Annotated in this window: 12 protein-coding genes; 8 read left to right on the plus strand and 4 right to left on the minus strand. The window is 72.3% G+C overall.

The features are described from left to right. Positions 1 to 81: 81 nt before the first annotated feature. A complete protein-coding gene (locus MMF93_RS32010) occupies positions 82 to 846 on the minus strand; it encodes a hypothetical protein (protein ID WP_242756687.1) in 765 nt (254 codons plus the stop codon). A 395-nt stretch (positions 847 to 1,241) separates the two neighbouring features. Then, positions 1,242 to 3,755: an ABC transporter permease gene (locus MMF93_RS32015; RefSeq protein WP_242756689.1), complete on the minus strand. Its 2,514-nt coding sequence runs from the start codon at positions 3,753 to 3,755 to the stop codon at positions 1,242 to 1,244. 280 nt (positions 3,756 to 4,035) lie between these two features. Between MMF93_RS32015 and MMF93_RS32020 the strand changes: the two genes are divergently transcribed. The 4 genes from MMF93_RS32020 (at position 4,036) to MMF93_RS32035 (ending at position 10,935) form a co-directional block, all read left to right on the plus strand. Further along, entirely contained in the window at positions 4,036 to 5,223 is a 1,188-nt protein-coding gene (locus MMF93_RS32020) for a sensor histidine kinase (protein WP_242756691.1), read from the plus strand. Between the two features lie 31 nt (positions 5,224 to 5,254). After that, a complete protein-coding gene (locus MMF93_RS32025; RefSeq protein ID WP_242756693.1) occupies positions 5,255 to 5,995 on the plus strand; it encodes a response regulator transcription factor in 741 nt (246 codons plus the stop codon). Between the two features lie 128 nt (positions 5,996 to 6,123). Then, positions 6,124 to 6,333: a hypervirulence associated TUDOR domain-containing protein gene (locus tag MMF93_RS32030; RefSeq protein ID WP_242756695.1), complete on the plus strand. Its 210-nt coding sequence runs from the start codon at positions 6,124 to 6,126 to the stop codon at positions 6,331 to 6,333. A 393-nt stretch (positions 6,334 to 6,726) separates the two neighbouring features. Beyond that, positions 6,727 to 10,935 carry an nSTAND1 domain-containing NTPase gene (locus MMF93_RS32035; protein WP_341483319.1) on the plus strand — a complete coding sequence of 1,403 codons (4,209 nt, stop codon included), beginning with the start codon at positions 6,727 to 6,729 and terminating at the stop codon, positions 10,933 to 10,935. A 114-nt stretch (positions 10,936 to 11,049) separates the two neighbouring features. Here MMF93_RS32035 and MMF93_RS32040 read toward each other — a convergent pair whose 3' ends face one another. Beyond that, positions 11,050 to 12,486, minus strand: a complete 1,437-nt coding sequence (locus MMF93_RS32040; RefSeq protein ID WP_242756697.1) for an FAD-dependent oxidoreductase — start codon at positions 12,484 to 12,486, stop codon at positions 11,050 to 11,052. Between the two features lie 69 nt (positions 12,487 to 12,555). On the opposite strand from MMF93_RS32040, the gene MMF93_RS32045 reads away from it, so the two are divergent. From MMF93_RS32045 to MMF93_RS32055, 3 genes are read left to right on the plus strand one after another with little or no spacing between them, the layout of a single operon-like run. After that, positions 12,556 to 13,185, plus strand: a complete 630-nt coding sequence (locus MMF93_RS32045) for a TetR/AcrR family transcriptional regulator (RefSeq protein ID WP_242756699.1) — start codon at positions 12,556 to 12,558, stop codon at positions 13,183 to 13,185. A gap of 46 nt (positions 13,186 to 13,231) precedes the next feature. Then, positions 13,232 to 13,789, plus strand: a complete 558-nt coding sequence (locus tag MMF93_RS32050) for a hypothetical protein (RefSeq protein WP_242756701.1) — start codon at positions 13,232 to 13,234, stop codon at positions 13,787 to 13,789. Between the two features lie 50 nt (positions 13,790 to 13,839). Continuing rightward, a complete protein-coding gene (locus MMF93_RS32055) occupies positions 13,840 to 14,670 on the plus strand; it encodes a methyltransferase domain-containing protein (protein WP_242756703.1) in 831 nt (276 codons plus the stop codon). A gap of 77 nt (positions 14,671 to 14,747) precedes the next feature. Here the strand turns inward: MMF93_RS32055 and MMF93_RS32060 are convergent, their stop codons facing one another. Continuing rightward, positions 14,748 to 16,052 carry an aspartate aminotransferase family protein gene (locus MMF93_RS32060; RefSeq protein ID WP_242756705.1) on the minus strand — a complete coding sequence of 435 codons (1,305 nt, stop codon included), beginning with the start codon at positions 16,050 to 16,052 and terminating at the stop codon, positions 14,748 to 14,750. A gap of 200 nt (positions 16,053 to 16,252) precedes the next feature. Here MMF93_RS32060 and MMF93_RS32065 point away from each other — a divergent pair, with 200 nt between their 5' ends. Beyond that, positions 16,253 to 17,212: a GntR family transcriptional regulator gene (locus MMF93_RS32065; protein WP_242756707.1), complete on the plus strand. Its 960-nt coding sequence runs from the start codon at positions 16,253 to 16,255 to the stop codon at positions 17,210 to 17,212. Positions 17,213 to 17,230: the final 18 nt, after the last annotated feature.

The raw sequence follows: 17,230 nt of genomic DNA on the forward strand, positions 1-17,230 counted from the left end.
ACGACCGGCCGTGTCCCTGGGTGACACCGCTCCCCGAGTGATACCGCGCGTGCCTCCAGGGACGAACGCACCTCGCCCTCTCTATGCGGCCTTGTCCTCGCCGCTCTGAGCCCCGGTGGACGCCGCGGCCGTGGAGGTGCCCGGAGTGAGTGTGGTGTAGAAGACCGAGCTGCCCTGCTTGTTGCGCTGGGCCGCATTCCTGGCCACCAGGTTCTCCAAAGTGGTCCGCACGACGGTGGTCTTCACGGCGCGGTCGGGGTGCTCCTTGTCGAGAGCCGTGGTGATTTCCGCCGCCGAGCGCGGCTCGCTCTGCTGCTCCAGGTGGGCGCGGACGAGTTCGATCAGGGTGGGCTGAGCCGACTTCGCAGCAGGCTTCTTTGCCGGCTTCTGGGCCGACTTCTGGGCGGGCTTCTGTGTCGCCTTCTGCGCAGATTTCTTGTTCTGTGCGGACTTCTTGCCCTCGGTGTTGGCGCTCTTCTTGCCCGCGTCGGTGCTCTTCTTACCCGTCTCGGCGCCCGTCTTTCCCGTGCCGGCGGGGCTGCTGCTCGCCGCGGTGGTCGCCGCCGCGCGCGTGTGCTTGCGCTTGGCGGGCTCGCGGGCCGGCTTCTTGCGGGGGGACGGCACGGCAGCGGCGTCCTTCGGCGCGGTGGGTTCCACCGTCGCCCCCAGAGCCTGCTGCATGTTCAGCAGAATGGTGTGGTCGCGCTTCAGAGCGGCCAACCGCTCCTCCATTGCCGAGATCTCGGCGGTGAGGCGCTCCTGTTCACTGGTGTTGTGTTCGAGGTCTTCGGTCAGTCGTTCGGTGTACTGCGACGTGAGGTCGGCGGGGGTGGTGGTGTCGGTCATCGCGTTTGCCTTTCCACAATCGGGAGACGGTGAGTGGGCCCGGGAGCGGGCTGGAGAAGTCGGGGGCACATCATCGGCGGCACGGACACCGCCGCACCACAGTGTGCAGTGACTTCTACACCATGCTGGGCCATAGAGATAGTACGGCCGAGCAATACCGGGAGTTCCACGGGTGGTGGTGTGCACACGTTGTGGTGGCTCCCTTCCCGCTTCCGCGTCCGCACGTCAGCGCCGATTTCTGCGGGCTCCCACTTGTCGCTACGGGCCTGGACCCCGCACGCGCCGGTGTCATGTCGGGGCCCCCAACATGACACCGAAGCATGTGACTTCACCACCTCATGTGCCACCTCGGCGCCCGCCCTACACAACAAACACCGCGGCGAATTCCGGGCCGTTCACTCGGCGGTGGTGGCGCGCAGCATCGGAACACGAGCGGCCCGACGGGCGGGGACGACGGAGGCGCACGTGCCGATCAGGGCCGTCGCGACGACGAAGGCGGCCAGTTGGGACCATGGCACGACGAGCGTCAGCCCGCCCTGGCCGAGTACCGCCGCGGTGCCGATGGCGAGTCCTTCGCCCAGCCCGAGCAGGCAGCCGAGCAGCGCGATGACCAGTGCTTCGAGGCGCAGCAGCGGACCGACCCGGCTGCGGTCGAACCCGATGACCCGCAACAGCCCGATTTCCCGGACACGTTCGTGGACGGCCATACCCATGGTGTTGACCACACCCAGGCAGCCGATGACCACGGTGATGCTGAGGAGCGCGTACACCTGCGTCAGCAGGGGGGCTGTACCGGCGGAGGCCGCGGCCCGCACGTCGGCGCGGTCCTGGACGAGGAGCGCGGGGTTGTCGAGCGTCTCGCGGATCTGTGTGCGCAGCGCGGCGACGCGGCCCGGTGCGGCATCGACCAGCACGGAGTCGATGCGGGGACTGTCCTGGGCCACGGTGGGTTCGGGCAGGCGGTGCGCGGACACGAGCGCGGGTGTCACGGCGTCAGGTCCGTCGTACAGCGCGACAACGGGCAGGGAGGCCCGGGTGTCCGCGCCGTCGAAGGTGCCGGTGACGCGGGTGCCCAACCGCCAGCCGCGTGCGCGCGCGAGGTCGGTGGTGACGGCGATGCCGTCGTCGAGACGGTCGAGGGACCCCGCGTGGACGGTCAGCGGAGCCACCTTGCGGATGGCGCCGGGGTCGACGCCCGTGACGGTCAGGGCATCCTGCCCGTCGGCCGGCTGGAGAGTGGCGCCGACGAGCGGGCTGACGGCCTTCGCCCCGGGCACTTCCGACACCCGTTCCGCGGTGTCCTGGCCGATCTCGCCGAAGTCGACAGCGGTGATGCGCAGATCCGAGGTCATCCGGGCGGCGGCCTCCCGCTCGTCGTGGTGGTCGACCGCGGTGATGGCCATGGTCAGTGCGCTGACCATGGCGAGCCCGATCATCAAAGTGGTGACGGTCGCGGCTGTGCGGCGCGGGTTGCGGCGGGCGTTCTCCACAGCGAGGGTGCCGCGCACCCCCGCCAGGCGCGTCAGCGGCACACGCAGGAGTGCGGTGACGCCGAGAGCCAGCAGCGGAGTGAGCAGGATGAGACCCAGCAGAAGGACGGGGGCGGCGACGAAGACCGTGTTGGGGTCGTTTGCCGCGACGGTGAGCAGAACAACGCCGGCCGCGGTGACGGCCGTACCGGCGATGCCGCGGCGGCGCAGTGGCGCGGGGCCCTGCCCCTCACCTCCCGTGCGGAGCGCCGCGAGTGGCGGCACGGCGCCCGCGCGGCGGGCGGGAAGGTAGGCCGAGACCACGGTGACGCCGATACCGACCCCGAAGGCCGCGAGGGGAGCGGTGACGGAGTCCAGCCGCAGAGGCACCGCGGGGCCGCCGCCGCTGCCGGTGACGCCGAACAGCGTGTTCAACACCGCCGCGACACCGATCCCCAGCCCGTAGCCGAGGGCGGAGGCGACGGTGCCGACGAGGAAGGCTTCCGTGAGCACCTGCCCGGTCACCTGACGGCGCGTGGCACCGACGGCGCGCAGCAGCGCGTGTTCGCGTGCGCGGGCCGCGCTGAGCATGGTGAACGTGGTGGCGATCAGGAACGTCGAGACGAAGAGAGCCACTCCGGCGAAACCCAGCAGCAAAGTGGTGCGCTTGTTCCCGCCGTTGAGCGCGGAGGCGGCGGCCTCGTTCTGGGCACGGGTGCTGACGTCGGCGCCGGCGGGCAGCATCGCGGCAGCGCGTTCGGCCAGGTCGGCGTCCGAGGTGCCGCGCGCGGCGGTGAGTCCGATCTGCGCGTAGGTGCCCGGCGCGGGCGCGAACCGGCGCTGCGCGGTGCGCGGGTCGAAGGCCATGAGAGTGCCGCCCGTCGCCGTACGCGGGTCCTGGGCGGCGAAGACACCGACGAGCCGGACCGTGCGGGCGCTGCCTTCGACGACGACGCGCACCCGGTCGCCGACCCGGTGCCCGGCGCGTCCGGCGGCGCGTTCGTCGACGGCTATCTCGCCCGCGGTACGGGGGCCGTGCCCGGCGGTCAGCGGGTAGCGGGGGTCGGTGCCGTCACGCCCGGGGACCCAGTTGATCCCGGTCGCCGGCTGCTGTCCGCCCACGAGAGCCCCGTCCTCGCCGACCAGGTGTGCGCTGCCCTCCACACTTCCGCGGGCGGCGGCGGCACCGGGCAGGGCACGCAGCTGACGCAGCAGCGTGTCGTCCAGGCGGGTGCGCTCGTCGCCGGAAGAGTGCCCGGGCTCCATGCGGACGGAGACGTCGGCCTGTGCGCCGCCGCGACCGCCGTCCAGGGCCGCGGCGGCGGACTGGCTGTAGAGCAACGAGCCCGTCACGAAGGCCACGCCGAGCACGACAGCGAGACCGGGAAGGAGGAAGCGGAGCCTGTGGGTGACGAGAGTACGCAGTGCGGAGCGGAACATCGGTAGCGTCCTTCGGACGGGAAGAGGCGGGAGTGGGCGGGACAGACGGGGCGGGGCCGTGCGAGGGGCTGACGCGGACAGGTGCGAGGGAATCGGGAGGCGGACCAGGCGGGAGGCGGCCTCGTGGACGGACGTGACCGCATGCCGGGCGGCGTCTGCCCTGACGATCCTGTGTTCCGCACCGGGCACGGCGGATCGACCGAACTGCCGAATCCTCGACGAGGCGTCTCGACCGAATGACCGAGGCGTACGAAACCGTGCTGCCGTAGCGTGACCTGGCATGATCTCCGCTCTTACCGTCCGACCCCGCCCGCGGTACGCACTGCTGGGCCTGACAGGTGCGGCGCTCGGTGTGCTCGTCGTCCTGGAGGGGCTCAACGCACCGCTGTGGCCGGTGGCCGCGCTGACCATGGCCTCCGGCCTGCTGTGTCTGAGCGCGCCCGCCGTGCCGCGGCGCCGCTTCCCGCGCCTGGTGGCCTGGGCCGTGGCAGGCTCCGCGCTGGTGACAGCGGTGGGGGCGTCGACGACGCACCGTCCGCAGAACACGCCCGGCATGGTGGAGGCCGGAGCACTGCTGTTGGTGCTCGTCCGGGCCGTGCGGCAGTGCCCGCCCCGGCAGGCGTTGCTGCTGGGGTCCGCGTGCGCCGTCGCGGCTGTGGCGCTCCCGCTGCGCATCGAGAGCTGGGACAGCCTGACGCTGCTGGTCATGACGCTGATCGCCTGCGTCGGTGTGCCGTTCGCCGCCGTGCTCGGTCTCTGCCTGCGTCTGTGGGACGCGCTGCGCGCACGGGAGCGGGAGGCCTTCCTGCGCGAGCAGCGGCTGGGCTACGCGCGTGACCTGCACGATTTCGTCGCCCACCACGTCACTGCCATCGTCGCGCGCACCCGCGCGGCGCGCTTCGCCGCCGGGGCGGGACAGGCACCGTCGGCCGAGGACCTGGACCGGATGCTCGGGCAGATCGAGGAAGCGGGATCGCAGGCGCTGGGGTCGATGCGGGCGATGGTCTCCTCGCTGCGCGACACTTCCGTGCCCGCGCCGACCCGCCCACCTGGCGACCCGCAGGTGTTGCGTGACCTGGTGGATGAGTTCGGCGGGACGGGGGCGCGGGCCGAACTGAGCCTGGACCCGCGGCTGACCCAGCGGCCGCTGCCGCCGGAGACGGGAACCACCGTGCAGCGGGTGGTGCAGGAGTCACTGACGAACGTGCGCCGCCACGCGCCCGCGGCCACGCGCGTCAAGGTGCGCGTGGTGCTGCGGCCTGACGAGACCCTGGAGGTGGAGGTGACCGACGACGGCTCCCCGGACGCGGCGGCACCGGGCTCCACGGACGGCGGGGGGTTCGGCCTCGTCGGACTGACCGAGCGCGTCGAGGCGACCGGCGGAACCCTCACCACAGGGTCGCGGCCGGGCGGCGGATGGCGCGTCCTTGCCGTGCTGCCGGCCAAGGACACCGCCCCGAGCCACTGAGCCGGAGTGGTGTGCCTGGGATCATGGCGGCATGACGATCCGGGTACTCATCGCCGACGACCAGGAGATGGTCCGCGCCGCGTTCCGCATGATCCTCGACTCCCAGCCTGACCTGGAGGTCGTCGCGGAGGCGGCGGACGGCGCGTCCGCCGTCGAACAGGCCCGCGGCCTGCGCCCTGATGTGTGCCTGCTCGACATCCGGATGCCCGGCCTGGACGGGCTGGACGCCACGCGGCTGCTGGCGGGCCCGGGCGTCGAGGACCCGCTGAGGGTGCTGATCGCGACCACCTTCGACCTTGACGAGTACGTCTACCGCGCGCTGCGCAACGGCGCGTGCGGTTTCCTGCTCAAGGACGGCGCACCGGGGCTGCTGACCGAGGCCGTACGGGCCGCGGCGGCCGGCAACGCGATGATCTCCCCGTCCGTGACGGTCCGGCTACTCGCCCGGATGACCGCGGGTGGCGACACCGCCCCCGCGGCGCACAGCACGCTCGGCACACCCCACGACACGGACCGTGTACACGGTCGCCCCCGCCCGTCGCTCGGCGGGCCCGCCGCCCCGCACGAGCCGCTCACCCAGCGGGAGCTGGAGGTGACACGGCTGGTGGCGCGGGGACGCACCAACGAGGAACTCGCCGCCGAGCTGTACGTGTCGCTGTCGACGGTGAAGACGCACCTGGGCAACGTCCAGCGCAAGCTCGCCGCGCGGAACAGGGTGGAGATCGCCGCCTGGGCGTGGGAGCACGGTGTCTGCACGGCCGACCCGGAGTGACGGCACCCACCAGACCACCGGCGTGGTCGCCGCGCCAGGGGGAACCCGGAGGCGTGTCCGCAGCGCGTGTCCACGAGACCAGCGCGTAGGGACCCGGAACAGCGCGTAGCGACGAGAGGGGATCCCGGGTGGGAAAGGACTTCTCCGTCGGAGACCACGTCAGGTGGAACTCCGAGGCCGGACACGTCGAAGGCGTCATCGTCAAGAAGCACACGAAGGATGTGGAGTACAAGGGCCACATGCGCCGGTGCACCGAGGACGACCCGCAGTACGAGATCAGGAGCGACAAGACGGATCACGTCGCGATGCACAAAGGGGATGCCCTGACGAAACTGTAGGAACGGGTGCGCCTCCTCCCCACGGGGGAGGTTCGTGGCGGACCGCGTGGACAGGTCCGTCCCCGGTCGTGCGGACACGGGGCGGGTCCGAGCCCTCCCCCCTTCACAGGGCTCGGACCCCGCCGTGGCCCGGTCCGGCCACGTCCCCTGCGACATTCGACCGTCGCGCGCGGTTGTTCAGCAGTCCCCGCACCGGCGCTGAACAACTCGAAGGACGGGTCGGAAGGAACGGGGCGGGAAATGGTGGAGATCGGGTGAATGCCCGTGCCACGCCTGTCGATACCTCGCACGTTCGGTTGCGGCGGTCACGGCGACTGCCTACCGTGGGCGCCCGAGCGGCCGCACTGGGTGAGGGCTCGGTGGCGGTTTCAGTGACGGGGGTGGGGCGGGGGCGTGTCGTCAGAAACAGCACCGGGGCCGACAGGACCGGGGCCCGGGCGCAGCGAGGGCGAGTTGGACCCCGAGGCGGGGCCCGTGCCCCGGTTCGCCGCCGAGTTGCGCGCGTTGCGCGCGTCCGCGGGGAAGCCCACGTACCGGGTGATGGCTCAGCGCGCGCGGTACGGGGTGACCGCGCTGTCGCAGGCGGCGGCCGGGAAGCAGCTGCCCACCCGTGCGGTGATGCTCGCCTACGTCAAGGCGTGCGGCGGCGACGTCATCGAGTGGGAGCGGCGTTGGCGCGAGGCGTCGGCCGAGGCGGCCGCCGAGAACGAAGACGACGAGAGCTCACGCCCGCCCTATCGGGGGCTCACCCGCTTCGAACCGGGTGACGCCGCACTCTTCTTCGGCCGCGACCGGCTGGTGGAGCGGCTGATCGAGCTGACCGGCAAGCACCGGTTCACCGCCGTCTTCGGCCCCTCCGGCAGCGGCAAGTCCTCACTGCTGCGCGCCGGTCTGATCCCCAGGCTGCGCACTCCGCGTGACGGCGAGGGCTCCGGGGACCGCGACGCCACCCCCGCGGCCGTACGGATCCTCACACCCGGCGCTGACCCGCTGCGCACGCACGCCGAGCGACTCGTGCCCGTTCCCGGCACCGACGCCGACACCTGGCTGATCGTCGACCAGTTCGAGGAGCTGTACACCCTCGGCGCCGAGCCGGCCGAACGGGACACGTTCATCGACCGCCTGGTCACCGCGACCGAGGCCGACAGCCGTCTCCGCGTCGTCGTCGCCGTGCGAGCCGACTTCCTCGGCAGGTGCGCCGAACACCCCGGGCTGACCGCCGCGTTGCAGGACGCCACGCTGCTCGCCGGGCCGATGAGCCGCGCCGAGCTGCGGGAGGCCATCGTCCGCCCGGCCGCCGCCTATGGGCTGATCGTCGAGCGCTCCTTGACCGACCGTCTCCTGGAGGAGGTCGAGGACGCGCCGGGCGGGCTGCCCATGATGTCGCACGCCCTGCTGGAAACCTGGCGCCACCGCAACGGCCGCGCCCTGACCGAGACCGCGTACGAGGCGGCGGGAGGGCTGCACGGCGCCGTCGTCCGCACGGCCGAGCAGGTGTACGGCGAACTCAGCGCCGACCAGGCCGAGCTGGCCCGCCGTATCCTCCTCCGCCTTGTCACCCCCGGCCGTGAGTCCCCGCTGCTGGCGGGCGGCCCCGGCCCGTCGGACGGCCCCGGGTCTGCGGACGGCCCGCGGCCGCAGGACGCTCGTGAATGGGGGAGGAGCCGGGAGCTCGGCGGAGGCACGCCGGACACGCGTCGCCCCACCGAGCACGCCGAACTCGACTTCGGCGACCCCGCAGACACCCGGGTGGTATTGGAACGGCTGGTTCGCGCCCGCCTCGTCACCTTCGACGACGGCACGCTGGACCTGGCTCACGAAGCCCTCATCACCGCCTGGCCCCGGCTGCGCGCGTGGATCGACGCCGAACGCGACCGGTTGCGTATCCACCGCTCGCTCTCCGACGCGGCCCGCACGTGGCAGATACTCGGCCGGGAGAACGCCGCGCTGTGGGCGGGATCCCGCCTGAGCGCCGCCCGCGATGCCTTCCCGCAGGGTCCCGCGCGAGCGCGCGGCATCGCGCCCAGCATCCGCAAGGCCCGGAAAGCCCGCCCCGACCACGAGACCCCGACAGGCGAAGCAGCCCGCCCCGACGGCGAGGCCCGCACAGGCCACACGCTACGCCCCGGCGACGAGGCCCGCACACGTCACAAGGCCCGCCCGGACGACGGGGCCCGCGCGGACCGCGGGGCTCGCGCAGAGGACGAAGACCGCACGGACCACGCGATCGACGAACTCACCACGCCCGAACGCCAGTTCCTCAACGCCTCGCTCCGGCGTCGGTACCGCGCCCTGCGACTGCGCCGCACGGTGGTGGCCGTACTCGCCGCACTGGTACTGCTCGCCTCCGGCACCGCCGTCCTCGCCCTCCAGGCCCGCGCCACGGCACAGGCCGAACGGGACGACGCCGTGTTCGGCCGCCTCACCGCCGAGGCCGACAGCGTCCGCGGCACCCACGCGGGGCTGGCCGCCAGGCTCGACGTCGCCGCGCACCGGATGCGCTCCACACCGGACCTGCGGACCCGGCTGGCCTCCGACGCGGGCCGCGTGCTGGCCACCCGGCTGTCAGGACACAGCGGTCTGGGCAGCTCCGTCGCCTACGCGCCCGACGGCCGCACCCTCGCAAGCGGCAGCCACGACGGCACGGTCCGGCTGTGGGACACCACCGCGCGGCCCGGGCCGGCGGACGGCCAAGGGGAGAGACACGGACAGCTGAGCGAACCGCTGAGGCTGAGCACGGGAGAGGTCGGCGCGGTCGCCTTCAGCCCGCCGGACACGGAGGCGGGCGACCTGCTGGTCGCCACCGGCGGAGGCGGCGCTCTCCAGGTGTGGGACGTCAGCGACCGGAAGCGGCCCCGCGCCGTCGGCCGCCCCGTCGTGAGCCACCACGAGCAGAACATCGTCTCCGTGGCGTTCTCCCCCGACGGCCGATCGCTGGCCACCGCAGGCGACGACGGGACCGTACGGGTGTGGGACCTGAGCGATCCGGCCCACCCGGAACCGCTCGGCGAGCCCGCCGAAGCCGACGGGTCGAAGAAGGACAGCGTCCGCGCGGTCGCGTTCTCGCCGGACGGCGACACCCTGGCCTCGGCCGGATACGACGGTACGGTGCGCATGTGGCGGTTCCGCGAGGACGAGGGCGTCGCGCCGCTCGGCAAGCCGCTGCGCGAACACACCGAGCCCGTCTGGACACTGGCGTTCTCGCCGGACGGCGACACCCTCGCCACGGCCGGCTTCGACGAGACCGTGCGGCTGTGGGACGCGTCAGAGCCCGAGCATCTCGAGCCGCTGGGCGAGCCGCTCACCGGACACGACGAGGCTGTGATGTCGGTGGCTTTCAGCCCCGACGGCCGGACCCTGGCGACCGCGGGCAGGGACGACTCACCGCTCCTGTGGAACGTGGCCAACCCCGCGTACCCGAAACAGCTCGGCGAGCCGCTGACCGGTCACACGGAAGCCGTGTGGGAGGTGGCCTTCAGCCCGGACGGCCAGACCCTCGCCAGCACCGGAGCGGACCACAGCGTCCGCCTCTGGCACCGGCCGCCGACCGTCCTCACCGACTTCACCAACCCCGTGACCTCCGTCGCCTACAGCCCCGACGGCCGCCTGCTCGCCGCCGCCAGCACCGACGACGCACTGATCCGCCTGTGGGACGTACGCGACCCGGCGCGTCCGCGCCGGCTGCCGCGCATGCTCGTCGGCCACGAGGACGAGGTGCTGGCAGTCGCCTTCTCGCCGGACGGCCGTACGGTGGCCAGCGGCTCGAAGGACGGCACCGTGCGGCTGTGGGACGTCTCCGAGCCACGCCGTCCCGCCCCGCTCGGCTCACCGCTGGACGCACACGACGAAGGCACTCTCGCCGTCGCGTTCGCCCCGGACGGCCGTACGCTGGCCACCGGCGGGGGAGACGAGACGGTGCGCCTGTGGAACGTCCGGCGGCCGCAGCACGCAAGGCCGCTCGGGAAACCGCTGCGTGGCCACCAGGACGCCGTCACCTCCGTGGCCTTCGCCCGGGACGGCAGCACCCTGGCGACCGGCAGCGAGGACCACACGGTGCGGCTGTGGCACGTGGGCGACCAAGCGCGCGCCCGTCCCGCGGGCCGCGCCCTTGTGGGGTACGACCACACCGTCAACGCCGTGGCCTTCTCGCCGGACGGGAAGACGCTGGCCACCGCCAGCGACGACCGTACGGTGCGGCTGTGGGACGTGCGCCGCCCCAGCCGTGCGCGGCCACTGGGCGAGGAGTTGGCCGGGCACCGCGGGCCGGTCAGGACCGTGGCCTTCTCCCCGGACGGGAAGACGCTGGCCACCGGAGGCGGCGACACCACCGTCCGCCTGTGGGACGTGGCGGACCCGGCGCACGCCGAGCCCCTCGGGCAGCCGCTGACCGGGCACCTCGACACCGTCACCTCCGTCGCCTTCAGCCCCGACGGCGACACGCTCGCCTCTGTCGGCTACGACCTGACGGCCCGGGTTTGGACCCTCGAACCGGGCCGTGCGGCGGAGCGGGTGTGTGACCGCACCGGTGGTGTCCTCACCCGCGCCGAGTGGAAGGAACGCCTGCCCCAGCTCGCCTACCGCGAGGTGTGTGAGCCACGCTAGCCGGTGGTGCGACCGCCACGGCCAGGTCGCCGGACTCGGCCACTTCGCGGTCGGCGGGCGTCCCGCTGTCGGCGACGGTTGCCGGCCCGCCGGCCGCTGCTCAGCGCGAGCGAGTCAGCCGAACCAACGGGCGAGGGCGCTTTCGAGGGGTTCCGCGTCCGTGCTGGACCAGGCGACATAGCCGTCGGGCCGGACGAGCAGTGCGTCGGTGCCCTGCGTGTCCTCGTCGGTCTTCGCGGTGACGTGCCGGACCCGGTCGCAGTGGCTTCCCGGCCGCCTCTCCTCGCCGTCCAGGGAGAGGAGCAGTCCCTGGCCCGTGTGCATCAGGTCGCTGGCGCGGGCGGGGCCGTCCACGGTGGTGAGGTGGTAGTCGATGAGGCGGGGGCCGAGACCGGGGTAGCGCAGGTCGAGTCCCGACATCATGCCGGAGACGTGAGCGTTGGTGCCGGGCAGGCGCAGCAGCTCCGTCATCAGGTCCCGGACCGCACCGGCGTCCTCGTCGAGTGCGGGGTTCATGAGCACCTCCTGCGCCCGGGTGTGCCGCAGTACGCGCGCGGCCACGGGATGCCGTTCGTCGTGGTAGCTGTCCAGCAGACCCGCGGGGGCCCAGCCGTGCACCGTGGCGGCGAGCTTCCAGCCGAGGTTGACGGCGTCCTGCACGCCCAGGTTCACCCCCTGACCGCCGATCGGCATATGGATGTGTGCGGCGTCGCCCGCGAAGAGGACCCGGTTCTCGCGGTAGCGCTCGACCTGCCGTGCGGCGTCGCTGAACCGCGAGGCCGCCCGCAGTTCGGCCAGTTCCGTCTTCGGTCCGTACACGGCCCGGAGCGCCTCGCCGACCTCGCCGGCGGTGACCGGCGCCTCGCGTCCGGGCCCGTCGCCGGACAGCTTGCCGAAGAGCATGCGGTACAGGCCGCCGTCCAGGGGGTGCAGGATCGAGAAGAAGCCGCCCGCGGTACGGGGGTAGCGGCTGAAGTGTCCGCGTGTGGTCGGGACGGCCTCCGACGCGGACGCGAGGGTGAGGTCGGCGGCCACCGCGGACATCCGGCCCGCCCTTCCGGGGAAGTCCACGCCCAGCAGGGAGCGGACCGTGCTGTGGGCGCCGTCGCAGGCGACCAGGTAGCTGCCGTGGATGTTCCCTGCCCGCACCCCGTGCTCGTCCTGCTCGACATCCGAGACCGCGTGCCCGCGCAGCACCGGAACGCCTCGGCTGGTGAGCAGCTGTTCGAGGCGGGCCTCCAGCCGCGCCTGGGGGAGCCTGACCGGGTAGGGGTGGCGGGTGTTCCAGGGCCGGCAGTCCAACTCGACGGGGAGCATGGCGAAGTGGCCGCCGACCGGGTCGTGGGGCTGGGCGCCGTCGAGCAGCGGATCCAGGAGCCCGCGCAGGTCGAGCACCTCGGCCGTGCGCGGCTGGAGGCCGCCGGCGCGGGACTGTGTGCCGCGCTCACGCTGCTTCTCGAGGACCACGACGGAGATTCCGGCCAGGGCCAGTTCGTAGGCGAGCATCAGCCCGGTCGGCCCGGCGCCCACCACGATCACCTGGGTACGCATGCCACCCCTCTTTTCCGCATCGAGTGTAAATGTGCACTCAGTCTACCCCGTCCACGGTAGACTGAGTGCATGAACGAACGGATGGGTCTGCGAGAGCTCAAGAAGGAACGGACGCGGGAGACGATCGCCGAGACGGCGATCCGCCTGTTCCTGGCGAAAGGGTTCGACCAGGTCTCGGTCACGGAGGTCGCCGCCACGGCGGAGGTCTCCCGGCGGACCCTGTTCACCTACTTCCCCACGAAGGAAGACCTGGTGCTGCAGCGGTTCGCCGACCACGAGAGCGAGGCCGCCCGCATCGTGCGCGCCCGCCCGCCAGGTCAGGACCCGTTGGAGGCCCTCCGCGATGCCCTGCTGGCGGCGCTGGAGCAGCGGGACCCGAACACCGGACTGAACGACACCCCGGAGACCAGGGCCTTCTTCCAGATGATCCTCGACACCGAGAGCCTGGCGGCGCGCCTGACCCGGTATGCCTCGCGCGGTATCGACGCGCTGGCCGAGGCGCTGCGGGAGGCGGGAGCCGACCCGCTGACCGCGCGCCTCACGGCGGCTCAGGTACTCGCGGTGCAGCAGGAACTGACTTTCATGAACCACGCCTGCCTCATGGAAGGTTCGACCGCCGACGACCGTCACCGCGAGGCGGTCACGGCGACCGAGCGCGCCTTCGACCTGCTGCGTCGCGGGGCGGCGGCCGGGCGGTAGGCACGATGCCACCGACACCGCGCAGAAGTATTAGTGTCCGGGTCTCATGACAAGTGCTCTGATCACCCTCTGCGTTGCTCTGACCGGCTACTTCGCGACCTACCTCAACGGCCTGCGTCTCTCCCAGCGTGAACGCAGCCTCGAGCGGCTCAACCGGCAGCTGGCCGAGCTGTACGGACCCCTGCTGGCCCTGGTCGAGGCCAACCACGGTGCCTACCGCATGTTCAGCCGGCTCCACCCCCGCGACGACGGCCGCAACCTCTTCCAGCACCACCCCGACCGGCCCGGTGACCAGCCGCCCACCGACGAGGAACTGGCCGAGTGGCGGACCTGGACCGAGGCGATCATTCTGCCCAACCAGCGGGCCATGCGTCAGATCCTCACCACGAAGGCCGACCTGCTGGTCGAGCCCGAGATGCCCGGACTCCTGATGGAGCTGTACGTCTTCTCCGCCATCGACGAGATCGAACTGCCCCGATGGGTCACCGGTACCCGTACGCGGCTGCCCCAGGAGTATCCGGCCGGTGCGGCCACCCGCTACGTGCGCGCACGCTTCGACGAGCTCAAGCGCAAGCAGACCCGGCTTCTCGGTTCCCGAGGCTGAGGGAAGGCGGCTGGCGCGACCAGGCGGGGACCGGGTGCGATGATCGAGCCATGGCACGGGAGACGCAGGGCACCGGTGACGAGGGGTACCTGCTGGACAACCGGCAGGCCGAGGCGGGGGCGCGGTTCACCGCGCTGTCCCAGCTCTTCGACCCGTCGACGTTCCGGCACTTCGAGACGGTCGGCGTCACCGAGGGCTGGAGGTGCTGGGAGGCCGGCGCAGGCGGCACCGCCGTGCCGGCCTGGCTGGCCGAGCGCGTCGGCTCCACAGGGCACGTGGTGGCCACCGACATCGACACCTCGTGGATGGGCCGGGCCGCGGGGTTCACGGTGCTGCGTCACGACGTGGCGGCCGAGGCACCCCCGCCCGGCGGCCCCTTCGACCTCGTACACGCCCGACTGGTGCTGGTCCACGTCGCCGACCGCGACAGGGCCCTGCGGTCGATGGTCGAGGCGCTGCGCCCCGGCGGGTGGCTGCTCGTGGAGGACGCCGACCCGGCACTGCAGCCCCGGATCTGCCCGGAGGAGTACGGGCCCGCGCAGGAGTTGGCCAACGGGCTCCGCCGCGGATTCCGCGCGCTTTTGCGACAGCGCGGCGCGGACCTGGCCTACGGGCGCAAGCTGCCGCGGACGCTGCGCGAGGCCGGACTGGCCGACGTGGAGGCCGACGCCTACTTTCCGATCACCTCGCCCGCGTGCGCCGTGCTGGAGGAGGCCACCGTCCGCCAGGTCCGCGACAGGCTCGTGGCCGCGGGGCTGGCCACGCACGAGGAGATCGACCGCCACCTGGCCAACATCGCCGCGGGCGGCCTCGACCTGGCCACCTCTCCGATGATCTCCGCCTGGGGCCGCCGGGTGACGGAGGCGCACACGGCCCGATGAGCGCGCGGCCGTGGTGAGGGCGGGGCTGTGCCGGTGGGCGGACGTCCGGCGCCTGACGCCGTTGTCCGCCCAGGCCGTCACCTCCCCGCGAGGACCGCCTTGAGCGAGGCCTCCAGGATGTCGACGCCGGCGTGAAGCTCCTCGTCGCTCGTCGTGAGCGGCGGGGCTATCCGGAAGATCCCTCCCATGCCGGGCAGCTGGACGATGTTCAGGTGCAGGCCCCGTTCGAGGCATGCCGCCGTGACGGCTTGCCCGAGCGCGTCGGCGGGCGTCCTGCTCTTCTTGTCCTTCACCAGCTCGAGGCCCTGGAGCAGGCCGCGTCCCCGGACGTCGCCGACGACCTCGTAGGTGTCCCTGAGCCCCACCAGCCGGTCGGTGAGCTGTGCGCCCAGTTCGGCGGAGCGTGCGACGAGGCCGTCGCGCTCGATGACGTCCAGGACGGTCAGTGCGACGGTCGCCGCCAGGGGATCGGAGACATGCGTGGTGAAGAAGAGGAAGCCGCGCTCCTGGCAGACCTGCTCGATGGCGGCGCTGGTCACCACGGCGGCGACCGGCAGACCTGCGCCGAGCGTCTTGGAGAGGGTGAGGATGTCGGGTGCCACCCCGTCGCGCTCGAAGGCGTACATGTGACCCGTGCGCCCCAGGCCCGTTTGCGCCTCGTCGAGGATGAGGAGCATGCCGCGCTCGGCGCACAGCTCCTTGAGGCGGGCGAGGTAGCCGGGCGGCAGGTCGATGATGCCGCCGGACGAGAGGACCGGCTCGATCAGACACGCGGCCAGTGCCCCACTCGACTGCTGATCGACCAGAGCGAAGCCGTACTCAAGCTCGGTCTCCCAGTCGTAGGAACCGTCGGGGCGGCGGAAGGGCGAGCGGTAGGCGTTGGGGGTCGGCAGCGTCAGGTTGCCCGGCAGGGCCGGGCCGTATCCGCGGCGCCCGGCGGAGAAGGTCGCCGCCGCGGCTCCCGAGGTCATGCCGTGCCAGGACCGGTCGAAGGAGACGACCTCGTACTTGCCCGTGTAGAGCTTGGCCATCTTGAGGGCCGCCTCGTTGGACTCCGCTCCGGTCGTCAGCAGCAGCGTCTTGCTCAGGGATTCCGGCAACGTCGCGGCGAGCTTCTTCGCCAGGTCGACGACCGGCCGGGACAGCATCCCGCTGAACAGGTGGTCCAGTGTGGCGACCGCGTGGGTGACCGCGCGCACGATGTCCGGATGCGAGTGCCCCAGGACGGCGCTCATCTGCCCGGAGGTGAAGTCCAGGACGGCCGCTCCGTCACTGTCGTGGACGTAGGAGCCGCCGGCGCTCTCGATGACGCGCGGCGTGAAGCCGGCGCCGTACCTGACCAGGTGGCGGTCGACGTCGTTCCAGAAGGTGTCCGTGCTCATGGAAACTCCTGCATCGCTGCGGCAGCCCCCCGGGGGGCGGTGGTCCGTGACGACGCGGAACGCCGACACGCTTGTGGCATAGCACGCTATGCCATTCAGTCTCCGAGGCCAACGCTGTCGGGTGGCACCTCTGCGCGCTGCTCTTTTTTGACCTAGTGCACTAGGCTTCTCCGTAGGTCATAACAGCGAAGCGGGGGACCATGGTCGCCAACCTCCACGTCAGCCGGCAGTCCGATGTCCCGGTCTACCGCCAGATCGTCACGCAGCTGACGTACATGATCGAGATGGGGGAGCTGCACGACGGCGAGCGTCTGCCCGGATCCCGCCTGCTCGCCGACAACCTGGGCATCAACCGCAACACCGTGGCGCACGCCTACGGCGAGTTGCGGTCGCGGGGTCTCGTCGAGGCCCGCGGACGTAACGGCATGGTCGTCGTCGGCGGACAGCAGGCGCGCTCGGCCTCCGCGGCCCGGGAGCGGGCGCGAGCCGTCCTGGAGGCGGCGGCTCGCGAGTGCGCCGAGCTCGGGCTCTCGACCTCCGACATCCAGGAGCTCGTGGCGGGCTTCGCGGGGCAGGCGGCGGACGCGGTGCCCCGGGTGTCCTTCGTCGAGTGCAACGCCGACCGCGCTGACTACTTCAGCGGCGAGTTGGCCAAGCACCTGGGCATCCCCGTCGAGCCGCTCGTGCTCGGCGAGTTCGAGGCCGCCGAACAGCACCACGACCTGGTGCTGACAACGTTCTTCCACCTCGCCGAGGCACGCGGCCTGCTGCGCCGTCCGACGACGGACGTCATCGCGATCGTGGTCGCGCCGCACATCCGCACCCTGCTCGAGATCGCCAAGGTGCCCAGCAGCCGCACGGTGGGCCTGTGGTACGCGACCGACGACCAGGCCGCGAGCATCCGCGACTCGCTCGCGCAGGCGGGCGTCACCAACATCGAGGTGCTGACCGGCACCACCGACGAGCATCTGCGGGGCATCGACCTCGTGGTCGTACCCAGCGAGATGCCCGGTCTCAGCGCGCGGTTCGCCGGGCGTGTGCGCGTGATCGAGTTCGGCAACGTCCTCGACGCCGCCTCGCTGCGCATGGTGAGCGATGTGGTGCGCGACCTTCGGCCGGTCGCGTCACGCCGGACGCGCCCGCGGCCGCACGCGCGCTGACTGATCCGAGTCGCGTCC

The organism is Streptomyces tubbatahanensis (genome assembly GCF_022699385.1).
Lineage (GTDB): Bacteria > Actinomycetota > Actinomycetes > Streptomycetales > Streptomycetaceae > Streptomyces > Streptomyces diacarni.